Annotated in this window: 18 protein-coding genes; 9 read left to right on the top strand and 9 right to left on the bottom strand. The window is 43.7% G+C overall.

The features are described 5' to 3' along the window. Together K6T99_12815 and K6T99_12810 are read right to left on the bottom strand one after the other, a co-directional pair. A partial coding sequence (locus tag K6T99_12815) for a hypothetical protein (GenBank protein ID MCL6520701.1) occupies positions 1 to 205 on the bottom strand: 205 nt, incomplete at its 3' end. Between the two features lie 9 nt (positions 206 to 214). Beyond that, a complete protein-coding gene (locus K6T99_12810; protein MCL6520700.1) occupies positions 215 to 424 on the bottom strand; it encodes a hypothetical protein in 210 nt (69 codons plus the stop codon). A 306-nt stretch (positions 425 to 730) separates the two neighbouring features. Between K6T99_12810 and pilM the strand changes: the two genes are divergently transcribed. The 9 genes from pilM to K6T99_12765 all read left to right on the top strand — a co-directional run bounded on the left by pilM (position 731) and on the right by K6T99_12765 (position 11799). Further along, positions 731 to 1846, top strand: a complete 1116-nt coding sequence (gene pilM, locus K6T99_12805; GenBank protein MCL6520699.1) for a type IV pilus assembly protein PilM — start codon at positions 731 to 733, stop codon at positions 1844 to 1846. Positions 1847 to 2027: 181 nt separating this feature from the next. After that, entirely contained in the window at positions 2028 to 2540 is a 513-nt protein-coding gene (locus K6T99_12800) for a PilN domain-containing protein (protein MCL6520698.1), read from the top strand. Continuing rightward, positions 2527 to 3198: a type 4a pilus biogenesis protein PilO gene (locus tag K6T99_12795; protein MCL6520697.1), complete on the top strand. Its 672-nt coding sequence runs from the start codon at positions 2527 to 2529 to the stop codon at positions 3196 to 3198. Before K6T99_12800 ends, K6T99_12795 begins: the two co-directional genes overlap by 14 nt. 12 nt (positions 3199 to 3210) lie before the next feature. Then, positions 3211 to 3885, top strand: a complete 675-nt coding sequence (locus K6T99_12790; GenBank protein MCL6520696.1) for a hypothetical protein — start codon at positions 3211 to 3213, stop codon at positions 3883 to 3885. After that, positions 3857 to 6103, top strand: a complete 2247-nt coding sequence (locus K6T99_12785; GenBank protein ID MCL6520695.1) for a hypothetical protein — start codon at positions 3857 to 3859, stop codon at positions 6101 to 6103. The genes K6T99_12790 and K6T99_12785 overlap by 29 nt, the downstream gene beginning before the upstream one ends. A 130-nt stretch (positions 6104 to 6233) precedes the next feature. Then, positions 6234 to 7955, top strand: coding sequence for a type II secretion system ATPase GspE (gene gspE / locus K6T99_12780; protein MCL6520694.1), 1722 nt, complete (start codon positions 6234 to 6236; stop codon positions 7953 to 7955). Between the two features lie 122 nt (positions 7956 to 8077). Continuing rightward, positions 8078 to 9136 carry a type IV pilus twitching motility protein PilT gene (locus K6T99_12775; protein MCL6520693.1) on the top strand — a complete coding sequence of 353 codons (1059 nt, stop codon included), beginning with the start codon at positions 8078 to 8080 and terminating at the stop codon, positions 9134 to 9136. 34 nt (positions 9137 to 9170) lie between these two features. Next, positions 9171 to 10373, top strand: a complete 1203-nt coding sequence (locus K6T99_12770) for a type II secretion system F family protein (protein ID MCL6520692.1) — start codon at positions 9171 to 9173, stop codon at positions 10371 to 10373. A gap of 109 nt (positions 10374 to 10482) precedes the next feature. Further along, positions 10483 to 11799 carry a sigma-70 family RNA polymerase sigma factor gene (locus tag K6T99_12765; GenBank protein ID MCL6520691.1) on the top strand — a complete coding sequence of 439 codons (1317 nt, stop codon included), beginning with the start codon at positions 10483 to 10485 and terminating at the stop codon, positions 11797 to 11799. An 18-nt stretch (positions 11800 to 11817) separates the two neighbouring features. Here the strand turns inward: K6T99_12765 and K6T99_12760 are convergent, their stop codons facing one another. From K6T99_12760 to rfbD, 7 genes are all read right to left on the bottom strand, one after another. Further along, a complete protein-coding gene (locus tag K6T99_12760) occupies positions 11818 to 12000 on the bottom strand; it encodes a DUF951 domain-containing protein (GenBank protein ID MCL6520690.1) in 183 nt (60 codons plus the stop codon). Positions 12001 to 12048: 48 nt separating this feature from the next. After that, positions 12049 to 13035 carry an RluA family pseudouridine synthase gene (locus K6T99_12755; GenBank protein ID MCL6520689.1) on the bottom strand — a complete coding sequence of 329 codons (987 nt, stop codon included), beginning with the start codon at positions 13033 to 13035 and terminating at the stop codon, positions 12049 to 12051. A 6-nt stretch (positions 13036 to 13041) separates the two neighbouring features. After that, positions 13042 to 13866, bottom strand: a complete 825-nt coding sequence (gene lgt / locus K6T99_12750; GenBank protein ID MCL6520688.1) for a prolipoprotein diacylglyceryl transferase — start codon at positions 13864 to 13866, stop codon at positions 13042 to 13044. A 21-nt stretch (positions 13867 to 13887) separates the two neighbouring features. Continuing rightward, a complete protein-coding gene (gene lspA / locus K6T99_12745) occupies positions 13888 to 14352 on the bottom strand; it encodes a signal peptidase II (GenBank protein MCL6520687.1) in 465 nt (154 codons plus the stop codon). Then, entirely contained in the window at positions 14349 to 14723 is a 375-nt protein-coding gene (locus tag K6T99_12740; GenBank protein ID MCL6520686.1) for a TraR/DksA C4-type zinc finger protein, read from the bottom strand. The genes lspA and K6T99_12740 overlap by 4 nt, the downstream gene beginning before the upstream one ends. A gap of 83 nt (positions 14724 to 14806) precedes the next feature. Beyond that, positions 14807 to 17566, bottom strand: a complete 2760-nt coding sequence (ileS, locus tag K6T99_12735; protein ID MCL6520685.1) for an isoleucine--tRNA ligase — start codon at positions 17564 to 17566, stop codon at positions 14807 to 14809. Continuing rightward, positions 17556 to 18419: a dTDP-4-dehydrorhamnose reductase gene (gene rfbD / locus K6T99_12730; GenBank protein MCL6520684.1), complete on the bottom strand. Its 864-nt coding sequence runs from the start codon at positions 18417 to 18419 to the stop codon at positions 17556 to 17558. Before rfbD ends, ileS begins: the two co-directional genes overlap by 11 nt. Positions 18420 to 18442: the final 23 nt, after the last annotated feature.

Here is an 18442-nt window from a genome sequence, read left to right as displayed (position 1 = left end):
CGCAACAAATGCGCATTATCAGTGGAATTTTCATTGGTTTATTATGAGGCATAATCGTATACGCGGTCTGCGTATATTGGCCGTTCAACCTTAGCAAGCAAATTGGTTTGCTTCTAGCCGTGCTAGCTTTCCTTGTAATGACGGCATTTGGATTCTTAATGCCACGGATATGAAAGCGTTGAAGTGAGCGCCGTTGGCGTTTCAAACTCTTAGTCTACCTTTGAAGTAGCTCTTCTTGGGTTGGCGGATGTGTTGCATCGTAAATAGTTACGCTGACGAGTGATACAGCCCATATCAAAACGATAATGCCCAAGAGCACTTGTCGCCAGTCACGCCACCACGGAATGCAATAAACTTCCTCAGTCTTTTGTTCCTTTGTTTCTCTGCTAACTTTTGGTTGTTTATCTCTCGCCTTTTTTTCCATTGTTTTTCTCCACGCCAACAAAATAGCTTTTGTGCAACAATATTTTCTATATTGTAATAACCTACCTCTCCCTAGTCAAGGTCCTGTTGGTATTACCTCGTAGTTGTGCGTGAATTTTTGAAAATGCCCTCTATATTTAACGGTTGAGAGTCAATAATTAAGTACAGGATAAGCAGATGGAGGGGCAGGTCTGCTTGTGGGGCACAATCTTCTATGTTTTTCTCCGTGTCCATAGGGCCCGGATAAAGGGCCACAATTATCCCTCCGCGGCAAACCAATAATTAGCCAATTGAAGGAGGCATCCTGGTGATATTCTCTGGTTTGTTATCAAAAGAAGGCGTTGTCGGGGTGGATGTCGGCAGCAGTAGCATCAAAATCGTCTATGCCGAGCCAACCAGGCAGGGAGCACACATATCAAACGTTACAATCTGCCCAACTCCTTTGAACTCAATAAGAGAAGGAGTTGTTACTGATGTTAAAGAGGTAGCTGGGGCAATTCAGTTTGCTATGCGTTCTGCCGGAATTAAGGCTTCTGCTGCTTTGGCGGCAATTGCTGGGCCTGGTGTAATTGTGCGCCATGTCAAGATGCCAAAAATGACTGAAGCAGCTCTGAGAAAGACAATTTATTTTGAAGCAAGCAAGTATATTTCAGCTTCGGTTGATGAAAGCGTAGTAGAGTTTGAGATTGTTGGTGATGCAGAAGATGAGCAGATGGACGTTATATTAGTGGCTGCGCCAAGGGCAATGGTGGAAAGCAAAGTAGCAACGCTTGAGGAAGCTGGTCTTGAACCTCTCGCAGTAGATGTTGAAGCATTTGCCGTTCTCCGTGCCTTAGTTGAACAAAACCCTGATTTTAGCATAATGGAGAAAAACATAGCAATTCTAGATATGGGCGCAAGCCACACGGAAATAAACCTCGTATCAAAAGGCTCGCTTGCTCTTTCACGAAACATACCGATTGCAGGTTCTAGCCTTACAAACGCTATCAAAAACGTAAAAAATTGCACAGATGATGAGGCTGAGCAAGTAAAGTATGCTGTAGATCTGAGTGAAATACTTAAAGCGGATGGGGTTACCGAAGATCCAGTATTAAGGGTCGTTCAACCCCTTGTCGATGAATTACTCAGAGAGATTCGTAGGTCAATAAACTATTACCAATCTCAACTTCCCGATGGCTCGCCGGAGATGTCTTTTGATGAACTAGTATTGACTGGAGGTACATCGCGGCTGAAGGGTCTCGGAGCATATACCACATCTCGACTTAACGTTCCTGTAACTATTGGTAATCCTGCGTTGAGTCGTATGATTGACACATCGGTCTACCCGACTGAACTGAGTGCAGAAGACATACCATTGCTCACAGTTGCGTTTGGGCTTGCCATTAAAGAGATAGCACCAGCTGCACTTAAAAATGCGGCGTAATGCTAACCCGTGGGTCGAGCGGGAGTTTTGAGGGACACGAAAAAGGAAGGAATTGCTTATGCCCTCTATCAATATGATTGCTGCCCGCAGGGCAGAAAGAAAACGGCTGGAAAAGCAGATTCGAATTGTAACACTCATTCTTTTCTGCGAAATTCTGTTCGCAGTAGGTGTTTTTAGTTTCATGACAGCGCGAATTCATGCATCGAATGTAAAGCTGGCAGAGCTGAACAATGATTTGAAAAGAATTCAGCCAACCGTTGACAGAATACAATATTATGAAAGAGAGATTAAAAAATTAGAGCCCCGTCTAGATCTATTGGCAGAATCAAGAGAGCAAACATTGCTCTGGTATACAGTTCTCCAAGATCTTGCACGTAGCGTACCCCAGAGTACATGGCTTTGTAGCGTAACTACTACCAAACCTACTCCTCCTAGTGGCTCTGAAGGTCAGTCGGAACAAACTAAAAAAGAGAGCACACCGACAATGAAACTAAAAGGTACATCTGCAAGCCAAAGACTTGTAGGAGAAACAATGCTTAGGCTCAATAGATTCCCAGAGTTCTCTAAGGTTGATTTAAGCTACACGCAAAAAGCAAACTCAAACGAATATGAAGGATTGGAATTTGAAATTGCCGCTGTTATAAACGCCTATAACTCAGATAAAGGAGGGAGAGTAATCAATGTTAAAAATTAAACCCTCCAGGACTTTGCTCATAGGGTTGATAGTTGGTGCAGGCTTAGTATTTGTTGCGTCAGGGCTAGGATATTGGAATAGATCAAGCGTTTTGGACAAGATACAGACGGAAGTAAGCAAGAAGCAAGAAGCGCTTGAAAACAGTGAAAAAATTGCAAAACGCCTTAATAGGGTTGAGGTCGAATATACAGACGCACAGATGAAACTTGCATGCCTTGAACAGGGAGTTTCTACAAGAGCGTATGTTCCCACCCTACTACGTCAGCTAGAGGAACTGGGAAAGAATGTCAACCTAAAGGTTGTTGGCGTTAGACCAATTATATCCCAACCTGCAGCAGTTATGCCTTCTACCTCTGAGGGTGAAGATAAAAAAGAGGTCAAGCCAAAAGAAGAACCATATGACAAGTTAGACATTGACATTGAAATTCACGGCAAGTATTGGGATGTTGTCCGGTTTCTTTATAAGATAACAGCATTTCCAAAAATAGTCAGGGTTAATAGTTTTCAAGCTAGCCCAGCGGGGATACCCAATCAGCCAGACCGTGGCTCCCCCGTGTTATCCGTCAAGCTAAATACAACAGCCTTCATTCTTAAGGATGAACCAATAAAGTCGTTGGCTAAACCAAATGAAGTCAAAAAGGCTTCTCAGAGCACATAGCGGAGGTAAGATATGAAAATTGAAGAGGGACAGAAAAAGCAGCTTATTGTATTGTGCTGCCTTGTCGCGTTAGTTATAGGATTTGGTGTTTATCGTGTGATAGGCGTAGGCACACAAGCTGCTCCACCCCAAAAAGAAAGACTAGCGCAGACAAAAGAGCAGTCTACTGGAACTGAACAAACAGAAGTTCAGATTAAAGGTGCAGAGGAATCGTCTGTGCTTGCAGAGTCACAAAGCTTTGATGCTCGTGACCCATTTGCACCCCAGACGCTGCCCAAAATAGAGCAACCCAGTTTCGGCGAAAAGAAAAACCCTGTCTTGAGGGCTAATCTGCCACCTTTGTTCAATAGCGATACAAAGCCACCAATTCAAATAATGCCGCCGCTAGCGATTAACGCCAATTACGGTAGTGGCATAAGCAGCGGCCAGACTAATATGACGGGAGAAGAGGAAAAGGATCTCCCTCCAGAACTTAGGCTTACGGGTGTTATTGAAGGCTCTATTAATGTTGCAATAATCCGCGGGCCAAACAACACTCGATACATAGTCCGCGAGGGCCAAAAGATTGAAGGAAAGTTTAATGTAGTTTCCATTTCTCGAGCAGGCGTAAAAATTGCCTACAACGGTAAAACATTCTTTCTACATTTAGGAGGTAACAATGAAAATAACAAAGGGGCACAGGCATAAGTATGCCGCAACATTCTTTAGGACCTTTATCGCTTTGGTTCTCATATTGTTATGGACTATCCCAGCTTACGCTGGAAAACAAGTATTCGAAAAAGTCCAGGTTGCCGAGCTAGCAGACTCTGTTCAGATTAATATCAGTGCTTCGCGACCAATGACAATTCACAGCGGCTGGGTGAAGCAGCAACACTTGTTCTTCGACCTTAACGGATATCTTGGCAAACATGTAATGAGGCAATTTGTTGTTAATGATGGCGATATCAAGACTGTAAAGTGTGGTTGGTACAAAAATTCGCCACCCATTGTCCGAATAGTTGTATCTACAAGTCGAAAATTAAAATATTCTGTAAATTACTCTAATGGCAGGCGTGCGGCAGTAATTACAATCTTCAAGACTAATAATGCTGTGAAGAAGCCGGCTATTGATTCTTCTACCAAAGCTACAGCTTTAACTAAGCTTGTGGCGAATAAAACCAATGCAACGGCCAAACCAATAATCACTCTTTCAGCTCCTGAAGCTGAAGTCAAACCGATCTTGCCAAATAGCTCTGCTTCTGATGTTTTTAGCCTAAAGCCTAAAGTGTCTGCGGAAGCGCAGTTAAATGCGCCAATTACCTTGGTAGCCTCAGCACCAGTTGCTGAGCTTGAACCCACGGTTATTGAAAGTAAGCCAATACTAGTTGCCAGTACTGCACCCATCGGGGTGTCAAATGCCGTCGTTGCTGCGGCCACAGTGGATGCTAATAAGCCAGCCAAGCGAATCACACTTGATTTCGTTGGCACGGATATTCATGACGTTTTGAAAGCGCTATCGACTGAAAGCGGTGTAAACATTGTGGCAAGTCCTGATGTTAAGGGAGAAGTAACAGTTGCTCTTAGCAATGTCACCGTGGAAGAGGCTCTAAAACTCGTGGCAAACCTCAGTGGCTACAAATACGCCCAAGTAGAAGGTGCTTATGTGGTTGGAACCGCGGAGAATTTGAAGGCACTCGCGGCAGGCGGTGCTAGTTTCGGTGATGAAAAAGTTACCGAAGTTGTGGTCTTAAAGTACGCTGATAGTGATATGGTCACCAAAATGCTTGAGACCCAGTTTGCTGCTGTAAAAGCAACGACCAGCAAGAGTCTCGATAAGGATGCTCCCAAGACCAATGTTGTCCTTGTTTTGACAGGTCCTGCTGGCGAAGTAAAAGCTGCTAAGGCATTTGTTGACCAGGTTGAACAATCACTAGCAGATAAGGCTCAAACCTCGGTTATGGAAGTATATGAGGTAAAGTATGCTGACATTAATGAGTTAGCGGCTCTTCTGCAATCTTGTGTGCCGGGAGTTAAGGTTGTGATAGGCCCAAACCAAGGCTTTGACCTTGAGAAGCCAAGCGCATTGGTGATGGGTAACACATCTGAAGGAGGCTCAGCCGGTCAGAATGCACAACCAAAGAAGGAAGCTCCACCTAAGACCCTGCTTATAACAGGTACCCCTGAAGAGATTAACAAGGCAAAGGAATTTCTTGCAAAGGTTGATGTCCAACAGCCGCAAATTCTAATCGAAGCGAAGGTTGTAGACATACGCAACGAATTTGCTAAGGATCTTGGTATCGAATGGGAATGGAGTAAAGTTTCATTTAATGAAAGACACGTTAACGACGTTGGTCAAGAGCCACCAGTCGTGCTTGGTCATTTCCAGCGCTCGCCAATGGAGATAATAGCGACCATAAACGCTCTTGTGGATGATGGTAAGGCTAAAGTATTGGCAAATCCTAATGTTCTCGCACTCGATGGGAAGCCAGCAAGCATCTTTATAGGAGATGAGATAAAGTACGTCGTTAGTGTTCAGGTTACTACAACAGGTATAAATGTTACCACTGAGACAGCAAGGGTTGGTGTCCAACTTCACGTAGTTAGCAGGGTAAGCTCGGATGGCTATATCACCATGGACCTTCACCCAGAGGCTAGCGTGATTAAAAGCTTCTTGAGGACGCCAGCTGACCTTCTCCTTCCCGAGATTTCACGTAGATTTATAGACAGCACAGTTCGAGTGAAGGATGGGGAAACAATTGTCATCGGTGGTCTCATAACCGAAGAAGACCGCGAGCGCATGACAGGAATACCATTCCTCAGCGATCTACCAATAATTGGTGGGTTATTTAAGAATAAGCATAATGAGAAGATACGCTCAGAGATAATGATGTTTATTACTCCAAAAATTGTTGGTGCAAGCAAATAGCATAGATGTTTTCATTCGGCAAATAACGACTATCTAGCAGACTGTTAGGATTGGTAACTTTTAAGAGCTGTGGGCGGGTTTGCAATGATACGCCCGCCCAAATAAACTTCGGTGGTGGGGAGTTTTCCTCGTGCAAAGAAAGTCTATCGGCGCAATATTCGTAAACGCAAAACTTATAACGGAAGAACAACTTAATCAGGCTATTGAAAAGCAGCGCCAATTGGGTAACCGAGAAACAATCGGTGATGTGCTCGTAAGTATGGGGCTCATCTCTGAACGCGACAAGGTTAAGTGCCTGGGAATCCATTGGGGTGTGCCTTATGTTGATCTTACCGAGCGCACTCCTGAGCCTGAAGCGATTAAGTTGATTTCCCAAGAAATTGCGCGAAGGTACAAAATTTTGCCAATTGCCAGGGAAAATGGCAAGCTTACCCTGGCAATGAAAAACCCCCTCGACATCTTTGCGACAGATGAAGTTCGCCTAATTACAGGGCTTGAGGTGGAGCCTGTAATAGCTACCGAAGAAGATATAATGAACGCCATCAGTCAGCACTATGGCACTATTAAGTCGCCGACTGAAGCCGTAAGTGAGCTGATTGATGATATGGAAACGACAAATATTGCGGTAGCGGAACGTGAAGCCACAGAGGAAGAAGTTAGTATTGAGGAGCTTCGTGAACTTAGCGAAGAAGCTCCGGTAGTTCGGCTGGCCAATCTTATTCTAACAAGAGGCATACAAGATAAATGTAGCGATATCCATATTGAGCCAGGTAAGAATTCATTGAGGGTACGCTATCGAATTGATGGCATTCTACACGATGGATTGATAGTGCCAAAGAAAGCGCAGGCGTCTTTAATCTCAAGGCTGAAGATCATGGCAAATATGGATATTGCAGAAAAGCGGGCGCCTCAGGATGGACGCATCAGTGCGATTGTGGATGGGAAGCACTATGATTTTCGCGTGTCTACCCTTCCAAGTGTTTACGGTGAGAAAGTCGTTCTAAGGGTATTAGACAAAAACTCGGTCCTACTAGGTCTAAACAAGCTGGGTTTTCTTCCGGAAACCCTGGAAATGTTTGAGTCTATTATAAGCCGAACATACGGCATCATATTGGTTACTGGGCCAACAGGAAGTGGCAAGTCGACAACTCTTTATTCTGTTTTGAATAAGCTAAATTCCGGTGAGAAGAACATTTTAACAATTGAAGACCCTGTTGAATACGAACTTGAGGGAATAACTCAGACACAAGTTAACGTAAAAGCAGGATTAACCTTTGCAAGTGGATTGCGGACAATGCTCCGTCAAGACCCTGACATAATAATGGTTGGCGAAATTCGAGACCAAGAAACAGCCATGATAGCAATCGAAGCTGCTTTGACGGGACATTTAGTACTTGCCACATTACACACAAATGATGCGCCTGGCGCCATTACGAGACTTTTAGATATGGGAGTAGAGTCATTCTTGATTGCTTCTGCTGTGATTGGTGTGCTAGCGCAGAGGCTGTTGAGAACTATATGTCCCAAATGCAAAGAAATGTATACTCCGCCCAGAGACGCTATTAGGCGGCTTGGAATGAATGTTGACGAAAACTCTGACGTCACTTTCTATCGGGGGAAGGGTTGTGATCATTGCAAAGGCACAGGCTATAAGGGTCGTATAGGCATATATGAGCTAATGCCCATCACCGATAAGATTAGGGATTTAATACTTGCCAAGTCATCATCCTATGCCATTAAGGAAGCCGCAATTGAGGCTGGTATGAAAACGCTAAAAGATGATGCTATGGAAAAGATTCTGCTTGGCCTTACAACGCTGGAGGAGTCACTTCGAGTCATATATGCTGGATAGAAATAGGCTGGCTGAATCAATCTAGAGAAAGGGAGAACGGAATGATAGAAACAGACCTCCTGGAACCACTAGGAAAATCTGAAGCTGAAGCACCAATTGGTGGCAAAAAGTCCGTGGCAGACCTGCACCTTGATGATCTATTGAGATATACCGCAGAACAAGGTGCTTCGGATCTCCATCTGTCTGTAGGCTTGCCCCCTATGATTCGTATGGATGGTAAGCTCGTTCCTACAGATTATATGCCGCTTACGCCAAGAGATACCCAGCGGCTGGTATATGATATCCTAAACAACGAGCAAATCCAGTGGTTCGAAAAAACTAAGGAGCTTGATTTTTCATATGGTGTCAAGGATATCGGCCGCTTTAGGGTCAATGTTTATCGCCAAAGAGGTTCAATTGGCGCCGCCATGAGAGCTATCCCAAGCAAGGTTCCAAGCATGGAGGAATTGGGGCTCCCGCTCATACTAAAAGAACTTGCACTCAAGCATAGTGGATTAATACTTGTGACTGGTCCAACTGGTAGCGGAAAGTCAACGACAATTGCTACCATGATTGACCACATCAACAATTCTCGCAATTGCCACATAATGACAATTGAAGATCCGATTGAATATCTACACAGCCATAAGAAGAGTATGATAAATCAGCGTGAACTGAATTCTGACACTGATTCTTTTGACAATGCTCTTCGGGCTGTGTTGCGAGAAGACCCTGACGTTATTCTGATTGGCGAAATGCGAGACCTAGAGACCATTGCATCAGCACTCACGCTTGCAGAAACAGGCCATCTTGTTTTCGGAACTCTCCATACAAGAAACGCGCCACAAACGATTGACAGAGTTGTTGACGTGTTTCCAGCGCACCAGCAAGACCAAATAAAGGTTCAACTTTCAAACACAATTGAAGCAGTAATTGCCCAGCAACTTATTCCAAAGCTAGGTGGGGGAAGATTTGCAGCTGTTGAGATAATGGTAGCCAATCCGGCTATACGCAATCTAATTCGAGAAGGAAAAACACACCAAATATATTCCATAATGGAAACTAGTAGCCAACAGGGCATGCGCACGATGGATCGAATTCTTGCTGACGCACACCGTGCAGGTTTAATAAGCTACGAGGAGGCACTTAATCGGGCACTTGATCAGGAGAATTTTTCTCGCATGCTTAATGGCTCAAAATAATCTGTTTCCAAATAAGTAAGGGAGGCTGTACAATATGCCAACATTTGTCTACACAGCGGTTGATTCGACTGGAAAATCAATCAAAGGAAAAATAGAAGCAGACAACCAGCAGCTTGCATTATCCAAGTTGCAAGACCAGCATTATCATGTCACTAACATATCGGAGAAGAAAGATTCTGGCTTCCGTTTGTTTCAGCATAAAAAGGTAAAGCTAAATGCAATTGCCATTTTTAGTCGCCAGTTTGCAACAATGATAGATGCAGGAATTAACATTGTTAGGTGCCTGGATATACTTGAAAATCAAAGTAAAGATCCTGTTCTGAAACCTGTGATTGCTCAGGCTATGAATGATGTTAAAAGCGGCATGAGCCTTACAGATGCATTCGCAAAACATCCGTATGTGTTTTCCAAGCTTTATGTGAACATGATTAGGGCGGCAGAACTAGGCGGTATTTTGGATGAAATTCTAAATAGGCTATCCACCTTCCTGGAAACTGAAATGGAAATTCGTACGAAAATCAAGTCGGCAATGATGTACCCAATCATTGTTCTTTTATTTTCCATGCTCTTGATTTGTGCTCTGTTTACATTTGTTCTTCCAAAGTTTAAAGAAATTTTTATTAGCATGAACGTCGAGATGCCACCAGCTACACGCATTCTATTCGATATGAGTACTATTCTCAAAACATACTGGTATGTACCAGTAGGGCTCATTATCGGTGTTATAGTTACTTTTCGTATTCTCAACTCTAAGCCCGAGGGCAGATACTTGATTGATAATCTTAAGCTAAAGCTGCCAATAATTGGAGAAATTGTCCAGAAAATGGCTATTTCACGGTTTGCTAGGACCTTTGGCACACTTGTGAGCAGTGGCGTTCCAATGATGAGAGCGCTTGAAATCGTTGGTGAAACATCGGGCAATGCTGTTATTGCAAAGTCAGTTGAAACAGCACGCGAAAGTGTTCGTGAAGGTCAGAAAATAAGCCAGCCGTTAGAAGCAAGCGGCGTTTTTCCTACAATGGTTACGCATATGATTGACGTAGGCGAAGAAACTGGTCGCCTTAGCGATATGCTTGTTAAGGTATCAGAATTCTATGACAAAGAGGTTGATGCTTCAATCAAGGGACTTACTTCTTTGATTGAGCCGCTACTTATTGTATTTATGGGTGTGGTAGTTGGTTTCATTGCAATTTCGGTAATGGGTCCAATTTTCAAGCTAGTAAGCTCGATAGGCTAGGTATACATGGTTGATTGGGAGCCCTCAGGAGGGCTCCCAATCGCAGATGCTTTGTTGCAAACAATAGGTAATTTCATAATGCTTTAAAAATTTCGGAAGTACTATAAAAATGGCAAAAATCATGGCTACCAATAGATTATCAGACGAGCAAATTAATAAACTATTAGCGAAGTACGCTGCTACCAAGGACATAAGAATACGAGACAAGGTTGTCCTCCAGTACAAAAACCTGGTCGAGAGCATCGCACGCAGGTTCTCAGGGTCAGGTGAGCCCCTTGAGGATCTGATACAAGAGGGCTACATCGGCTTAATCACCGCCACCGACCTCTATGATGCCAAAAAAGGAGTGAAGTTCTCGACCTATGCCACACATTTCATAATTGGCCAAATCAAGCATGCGCTTCGGGATAGAGGAAAGATAATAAAGGAGCCGGCCTGGCTTCAGGAACTGAATCATAAAATGGCGCGAGTGATTGATTCTCTTTACCAAGAGCTTGGCCGCCAGCCAACCGAAGCAGAAATAGGTCGTGTTATGCATCTTCCTGAGGAAAGCGTCGCAGAGCTCCTTACGACACGAGAAATATTCAAAGTTGCATCGCTTGATTATGACCGCGATGAGGAATCTGGTGCTGCGGTAGATGTAGAAAAGGTAAAGGATGAGGACTTCACAACTTTTCAACTTCCGGTTGAAGATAGGGTTGTATTGGGAATGGCAATGAACAAGCTCAAACTAATCGAACAGAAGGTCATTCAGGAATTCTTCTACAATGGTTTGAGCCAAACTGAGATTGCGAAGAAGCTTGGCATATCCTGCAATTACGTTTCGCATATTCTTCGCAATGGAACTCGAAAGCTAAAGCGAATACTAACTACGGAAGAGATTAAGGAAATGCAAATGCAATTGCAACTGGCTGGCCGTCGCCAGGAAAGCCCAGAGGAAAGTGCTATCACCGATGCTGTAACTGGAATATATACAAAAAGTTATATGGAACAACGACTTGCAGAGGAAGTTATCCGGTCAGCTCGGAACAAGTCGAAGCTAAGCTTTGCGCTTCTTGCAGTAAGAGACCTTGACAAATATGGGGAGCTTGCAGGAAGCATGCATCGTGATGATGCATTATACAGCATTGCTCGCATCATTGCTGATAATGTCAGAAAATGCGACATAATCGGTCGAATGGATGATAAAGTCTTTGGGCTAATAATGCCTTATACTGGCGAGCAGGCAAGCCAAGTTTGTGAGCGAGTAAGGAATGCGATAAAAATGGTGAAATTTGATATCCATCGGACGCGCGGTTCTATGACGTTTGATGTAGAGTTTGGTACTGCTATTTATCCAGATGAAGCTGCAAGCGCTGAGGAACTTATTGATTTTGCTTGGGTTGAGCTTGAAACATCTCAGAAAAAAATACCTAAAGCCGCTTAGCTATCTTAGTTAATAATCTTAACCTGGGCGAAGGGTTTTAACACGACGTTCAAATTCCTCGCGCGGTAGCATCACTCGTCTGCCGCATTTGAGGCATTTCATCCCGATATCTACCCCAATGCGCGTAACTAGCCATTCCTTGCTCCCGCAAGGATGCGGCTTCCGCATATTCGCAATGTCCCCTACTCTAATTTGTATCATTGCTAATCACAAAAGCTCTAAGAAAGGTTTAGCAATAAATAGCTACCTTTATTCGCGTTCCATGGTGCTTGATATATTCTCCCTAAGATATTCAATCAGACTTCGCATTACAACCGGCACCTCAGACGTAAATTCGAGACGCTTGTTTGTTCTAGGATGGTCAAAGCTTAGGTAATACGCATGAAGAGCTTGACCTTGTAGACCGTCAATCATTCGATTTACGCATGAAATGAACTCCTTTGAGCCCGATTGAACACGTCGTTTGCCGGAGTATACGGGATCTCCAACAACTGGATGGCCAATGTATGCTGAATGAACTCTAACTTGGTGAGTTCGCCCTGTTCGGAGACTTGCTTCAACAAGCGCAAACAGTCCAAAACGTTCCAAGACATGAAAGTCTGTTATCGCAATGCGCGCCCTAAGGGTTGAGGATTCGATTACTGCCATCTTTTTCCTATCAACAGGGTGTCGTCCAATTGGAGCATCAACTACTGCGCTTTCGAATTTTGGATCGCCCCAAACAAGAGCTAGATACTTTCTTATTGCTGTACGAGCTTGAATTTGCTTTTGAAGACTGTGGTATGCCATATCATTCTTGGCAACAACCATAAGGCCGGAGGTGTCTTTGTCTAATCTGTGTACTATTCCAGGGCGTTCTACTCCCCCGATTTGTGAGAGGCCTTTGCAGTGTGCAAGAAGTGCATTTACTAGCGTGCCCTCCTCACGTCCAGGCGCAGGATGCGTAACCATTCCCTTGGGTTTATTTACAACTATTAAGTCGGAGTCTTCATAGACGACATCGATAGGGATTTCCTCTGCTTTTATTTTTGCAGGCTTAGGTGGTGGAAGAGAATAAGCTATTACATCGCCAGCTCGTACTTTGCGTGCGGGCCGCGTTGGTAATCCGTTTATTGTAACGCGACCTTCGACAATAAGGCGCTCAAATGCAGACCTTGTAATTGACGGCTCATGAAGTGCAAGGAAGACATCTAATCGCAATCTCGCGTCTTCTGGAGATACAATAAGTTCCGGCAACGGAGATTAACCTCCATTTCGGATTTTAGCTTTTTGATTTTTGGGTTTTGGTTCCTTAACTTTTGATGCTAGAATAGGAATAGTTATAATAAGAATAATAAGGCTTACCCACTGGGCCTGGGTTAAGCCAGCAAGCCAAACCTGAGCAGTGACACCGCGCCTCAGGAATTCAATTAAAAATCGGTAGACTGAATACATAGCCAGATAACTTGAGAATACTTGGCCATTAAACTTCCGATTTTTCTCGATGGCTATGAGAAATGCAAAAATTACAAGATTGGCGATTGTAGCATAAATTTGTGTTGGGTGGCTAGGCGGAGTTAAGCCTTCAGATGGTGGCCCTATGTGAAATTGCAGAGCCCAGGGAAGCTTCGTCGGTATGCCATAGCAACAGCCATTTAGAAGACATCCAATTCTTGTAATAGCATATCCGAGCGCAAGAGCTGGCGAAAACAAATCAGCCACTGCGAGAAAATTAAGCTTTTTCCGCCTAGTATAAACGAAAGTCGAAATTATCCCGCCAACAAGGCCCCCATGGAACGACAATCCGCGTAAACCACCGGATGGTGAAAATATCTCGCTCCAAAGATTAGTTATCTCCGATGGATTGCTTAAGTAATATCGCAAATCCAGTAAAATAGATGAAATATGTGCGAAAATTATGCCTACAATTAAGCCATAGAGAGCAATGTCAACAACATGCTCAGACTTAATGTTGGTTTTTTTGGATGCTCTAATAGTCCAAAAAAGGCCAACTACAAGGGCTAGCCAGAGCATGAGGCCATAGGAGCGAATGGGTATTGGGCCGATTTGAAAAAGAACCGAGCGCAATGGTTAATTCTCCGTTGGCTGTTAAGACGCACTGCGTGCGTAAAATTTATCGCCGAAAATTACGTAGCACAAAAGCAAGACAACACCAATTGTAATTGCGGCGTCTGCGAAATTAAACACAGGCCATACTTGAAAGTTGATGAAATCTAAAACATAACCTAAGCGTATTCTATCTATTAAGTTTCCAAATGCCCCGCCAAGTTGCAAAGCCAGCGCGATCCACGCAATTCGTGGCAATACAAGGTCTCGACGGCTAGCAACGAGGATTGCAATAATTGCCAGGGCGGTTAGAAAAGTTATAATTCCTCCATATGCTTGAAAAATGCCAAATGCGCCACCTGGGTTGCGAGTTGGTTCGATAAGTACAACACCGTCTATTATTGGAATTGAATTGCCAGGCCGAAGATGGCTGGAAACAAGCATCTTTGTAGATTGGTCGATAAATGCCACTGTGAGCGCTATCGTATAAAATAATCTTCTTGTCACTGACCCTCTATAATATCTTGGCATTCTACACAGTAGATAGCATATGGGATTATCTCCAGGCGACCTTCAGCAATCCTTCTTCCACACCGGTCGCATATTCCATAAGTGCCCCGGTCAAGCTTGCCCAATGCCTCATCAATTTTTCCGAGTATATCTTTATAGTTATCTAATAGGGCGATATCTTTTTCCTTTTCAAATGTATCAGAACCTGCATCTGCAGGGTGATTGTCATAATCTGCTAGTTCCGAATGTCCAATTTCAGTGTCGTAATAGCCTATATCGCGTTCGATTTCTTCTATTTCCTTGCGAATACGCTCACGCTCTTCGATAAGTCTTTTCCTGAATTTTTCATTATCAATAGATTTTTGCATTTATTTCCCCCTTATAAATACGGAGAATGGACTACAAAAAACACCAAAATTTCGAAATCCTTCCTCCGCTAAATCAATGCAATTTAGTATACCCTTGTAACAACCTCGGCACAACGAGCGCAAAGCGTTGGATGGATAGGATGCTCCCCTACCCCCGGGACTACTAACCAACATCGCTCACACTTTTTACCTGGTGCTGGGCTTACTTGGATTTCCAGCTTCTTATCTTTGGATTGTTCGACCTTCACTTGTGAAACGATAAAAATCGAAGGAAGTTGCTCCACATAGTCAACTAGAAAATCATAAAGTTCAGGCGGCGCAGCTAGATTCACAGCAGCCTCAAGAGGCTTTACTATCACGCCAGCCGTCCGCGCTTCTTCAATAGCTTTGAAGACCTGGTCGCGTATGTTAAGAAGTTTCTCCCAACGTCTAGCGAGGTCCTCATTCACATACCGCTCGTTAACCATTGGGAATTCTTCCAAAAGTACGCTAATTTCCTTCTCTCCAGGCATAAATTTCCAAACTTCCTCAGCTGTATGACTCAAAATCGGAGCCATAATGCGTACCATTGAGGAGAGTATAGTATAAAATGCTGTTTGTGCTGACCTTCGCTCAACAGATTTTGGCGATGACGTATAAAGCCTGTCCTTCAACACATCAAGATAAAATGAGCTTAAATCAACTGCAGCAAAATTGCGTACTGAGTGATACACGCGATGAAATTCATAAGATTCATAAGCGCCCGTTACTTCACGAATAAGGCATTGAAGGCGATAAAGTGCCCACCTGTCAATCTCTAATAATTCCGAATCGGCTACTTTGTCGGATGCAGGGTTAAAATCGTATAGATTAGCAAGAAGAAAGCGAAAAGTATTTCGAATTCTGCGATATTCATCACTTACACGCTTGAGAATTTCTTTTCCGAGTCTTACATCTTCGAAATAATTCGTTGAAGAGACCCAAAGGCGGAGCACATCTGCACCATTTTGGCTTGTGATTTCCCCAGGGGCAATCACATTGCCTAGCGACTTGTGCATTGTACGGCCATGTTCATCAAGCATCCACCCATTTGTTACACATTCACGGAAGGGCGATATGCCTTTCGTAGAGATGCCTATTACAAGCGACTTGTTAAACCACCCCCGATGTTGGTCGGAACCTTCAAGATACATATCTGCCGGATAATGGAGTTCAGGACGAGTTTCAAGAACCGCACGGCATGACGATCCTGAGTCAAACCAAACATCTAAGATGTCGGTTTCCTTATTGAATGACATCCCACCGCAGTTCGGACAACAAAAATCATCTGGGAGAATTTCCGACGGCTCTTTTGTAAACCAAGCGTCTGACCCATTGGCTTTTACTAACTCATAAACAGCATTCAGAGATTCCTGGGTCATTATTTCTTTCCCACAAGACGCACAGTAAAAGACAGGAATTCCTACACCCCATGCGCGTTGCCTAGAAATGCACCAATCAGGCGAATTTTCAATCATTGCTGTGATGCGGTTAATACTTTCTGCAGGGAACCACTTTATTGTTTCGATGGAGTCAATAATCTTATTGCGCAGGTTATTGTGTTCTAGGTTAAGAAACCACTGCACTGTAGTGCGGAATATTACTGGCTTGTGACAGCGCCAGCAATGGGGGTAACTATGTTCAACCTCTGAGTGAGCTAATAGCTGTCCTCTTTGCTCCAGTTCTTCTATAATTTTTCGGTTTCCCTCCTCGATGGTTAAGCCAGCGAATATGCCAGCTTCTTCTGTAAAGCGGCCAGCATCATCAACTGGATTTAACACTGGAAGGCCGTATTCTCGTCCAGTATCAAAGTCTTCACGCCCATGTCCTGGTGCAATATGAACTATCCCTGTTCCCTCCGTCAACTTGACATAGTCGGCAAGTACGACAATAGAATCTCTATCAAAAATTGGGTGTGCGAAGACAGTGCCCTCCAGTTCTGTTCCTTTTGCAATGCTAATGATTTGATAATCTTGGAATCCAATTGTAGCGGAAACTCTCTCAAGAAGATTCTCGCAAAGTAAGTAATAGTCTTCGCCTACGCGCACTATCACATAACTGTAATTTGGATGCACCGCTAAAGCAACATTTGCAGGGATTGTCCAAGGGGTTGTTGTCCAAATCAAAGCAAAACAATGGTCTACTGGAAGATTAGAAAATATACCATTAGCATCAGATTTAAGGGGAAAACGCACATAAATTGAGGGCGAAACATGCATTCGATATTCAATTTCTGCCTCTGCAAGAGCAGTTTCACAATTGGTGCACCAATAAATTGGTTTTAAATCTCGATATATGTACCCACCCAACGCCAATTCAGCAAAAACTTTCACGATTGTGGCTTCATACTCGGTGGACATAGTAAGGTATGGGTTTTTCCAGTCAGCGCGGACCCCAAGTTGTATAAACTCCTCACGCTGAATATTAACCCACTCGGATGCATACTCTCGGCATCTCTGCCTAATTTCAAGGCGTTCTGGTTTTTTACCTCGTTTTTTGAACTCTTTGAATACTTCAGCTTCAATCGGCATTCCATGGTTATCCCAACCTGGAACAAATGGGCATCGGTAGCCGGCCATTGTTTTGTACTTGATAACGATATCTTTTAGAATCTTATTGAGCGCATGGCCCATATGAATGTGGCCGTTTGAATATGGAGGCCCATCATGAAGTATGAACTCTCCCTTATGTGCGGGCTTTTCCAACGATTTCTTGTAGATGTCGCACTTCTCCCAAAACTGGCGAATTTCTGGTTCGAGCTTTGGAAGATTGGCCCGCATCGGAAAATCGGTCCTCGGCAAGTTCAGTGTCTCACTATAATCCATTTGAAATCCGCTTTATGAAATCTTCGAGCGCTTCTTCCCAATGACGAAGGTCGTCCATTCCTTGCATTTCAAGCGCCCAGTGCTTCAGAACAGAATATTTTGGACGTTCTGTTGGACTCGGCCATTCGGAAGACTTAATCGGTTTAACTTCTACATCAGTAATACCCGCAAGTGCAAGCGTTGTTTTTGCAAATTCGAACCATGAACACAAACCCTTATTTGTAACATGATAAACGCCATAAAGTGGAGATTGAACAAGCTCCCTAATTTTAAGTGCTAAATCATATGTAAACGTGGGCGAACCAACCTGGTCATCCACAACCGTCAGTTCTTTTCTAGTTTTCGCCAAGGTAAGCATAGTGCGCGGGAAATTTTTTCCATTTTCGCCGTAAAGCCAGGCGGTTCTAATAATGTAATATTTTGAGCATAGTGAACTTACATACAATTCTCCTGCATATTTCGATTTGCCATAGTGGCTTAAAGGATTTGGCGTGTCAAACTCATAATAAGGCTCGCCCTTTTCACCGTCAAAGACAAAATCAGTACTTATATAAATAATTGGTATTTTGATAGCCTCGCATCCTGCAGCGACATTCCACGTCCCAAATGAGTTTATGCGATATGCTTTTTCTGGCTCTCGCTCGCACCCATCAACATCGGTATATGCTGCAGAATGAATTACAAGGTCCGGACGTACTTTGAAGAGCATATCTCTAACGTTTTGGGTATCTGTTATGTCTAACGGAATGAAATCGCCAACTATATCAGTCAAAATTAGTTCGTTTTCGCCTCCAAGGACCTTTTGAAGGTCATTGCCAAGCATACCGGCGGCTCCGGTAATCAATATTCGCATAATGCTGTCCCACGCCTTTCGAG

The sequence above is a fragment of the Armatimonadota bacterium genome, from assembly GCA_023511795.1.
Lineage (GTDB): Bacteria > Armatimonadota > UBA5829 > DTJY01 > DTJY01 > JAIMAU01.
Note: the sequence above shows the minus strand (reverse complement) of the source record. Positions and strands in the feature narration are given on the sequence as shown.

What these genes read in the sequence shown, in the direction of transcription:
- rfbD (MCL6520684.1), bottom strand. Translation starts at nt 18,419, where the DNA reads ATGCGAATATTGATTACCGGAGCCGCCGGTATGCTTGGCAATGACCTT.
- K6T99_12765 (MCL6520691.1), top strand. Translation starts at nt 10,483, where the DNA reads ATGGCAAAAATCATGGCTACCAATAGATTATCAGACGAGCAAATTAAT.
- K6T99_12790 (MCL6520696.1), top strand. Translation starts at nt 3,211, where the DNA reads ATGAAAATTGAAGAGGGACAGAAAAAGCAGCTTATTGTATTGTGCTGC.
- K6T99_12795 (MCL6520697.1), top strand. Translation starts at nt 2,527, where the DNA reads ATGTTAAAAATTAAACCCTCCAGGACTTTGCTCATAGGGTTGATAGTT.
- K6T99_12810 (MCL6520700.1), bottom strand. Translation starts at nt 424, where the DNA reads ATGGAAAAAAAGGCGAGAGATAAACAACCAAAAGTTAGCAGAGAAACA.
- K6T99_12760 (MCL6520690.1), bottom strand. Translation starts at nt 12,000, where the DNA reads ATGATACAAATTAGAGTAGGGGACATTGCGAATATGCGGAAGCCGCAT.
- K6T99_12800 (MCL6520698.1), top strand. Translation starts at nt 2,028, where the DNA reads ATGACAGCGCGAATTCATGCATCGAATGTAAAGCTGGCAGAGCTGAAC.
- K6T99_12785 (MCL6520695.1), top strand. Translation starts at nt 3,857, where the DNA reads ATGAAAATAACAAAGGGGCACAGGCATAAGTATGCCGCAACATTCTTT.
- K6T99_12740 (MCL6520686.1), bottom strand. Translation starts at nt 14,723, where the DNA reads ATGCAAAAATCTATTGATAATGAAAAATTCAGGAAAAGACTTATCGAA.
- ileS (MCL6520685.1), bottom strand. Translation starts at nt 17,566, where the DNA reads ATGGATTATAGTGAGACACTGAACTTGCCGAGGACCGATTTTCCGATG.
- K6T99_12770 (MCL6520692.1), top strand. Translation starts at nt 9,171, where the DNA reads ATGCCAACATTTGTCTACACAGCGGTTGATTCGACTGGAAAATCAATC.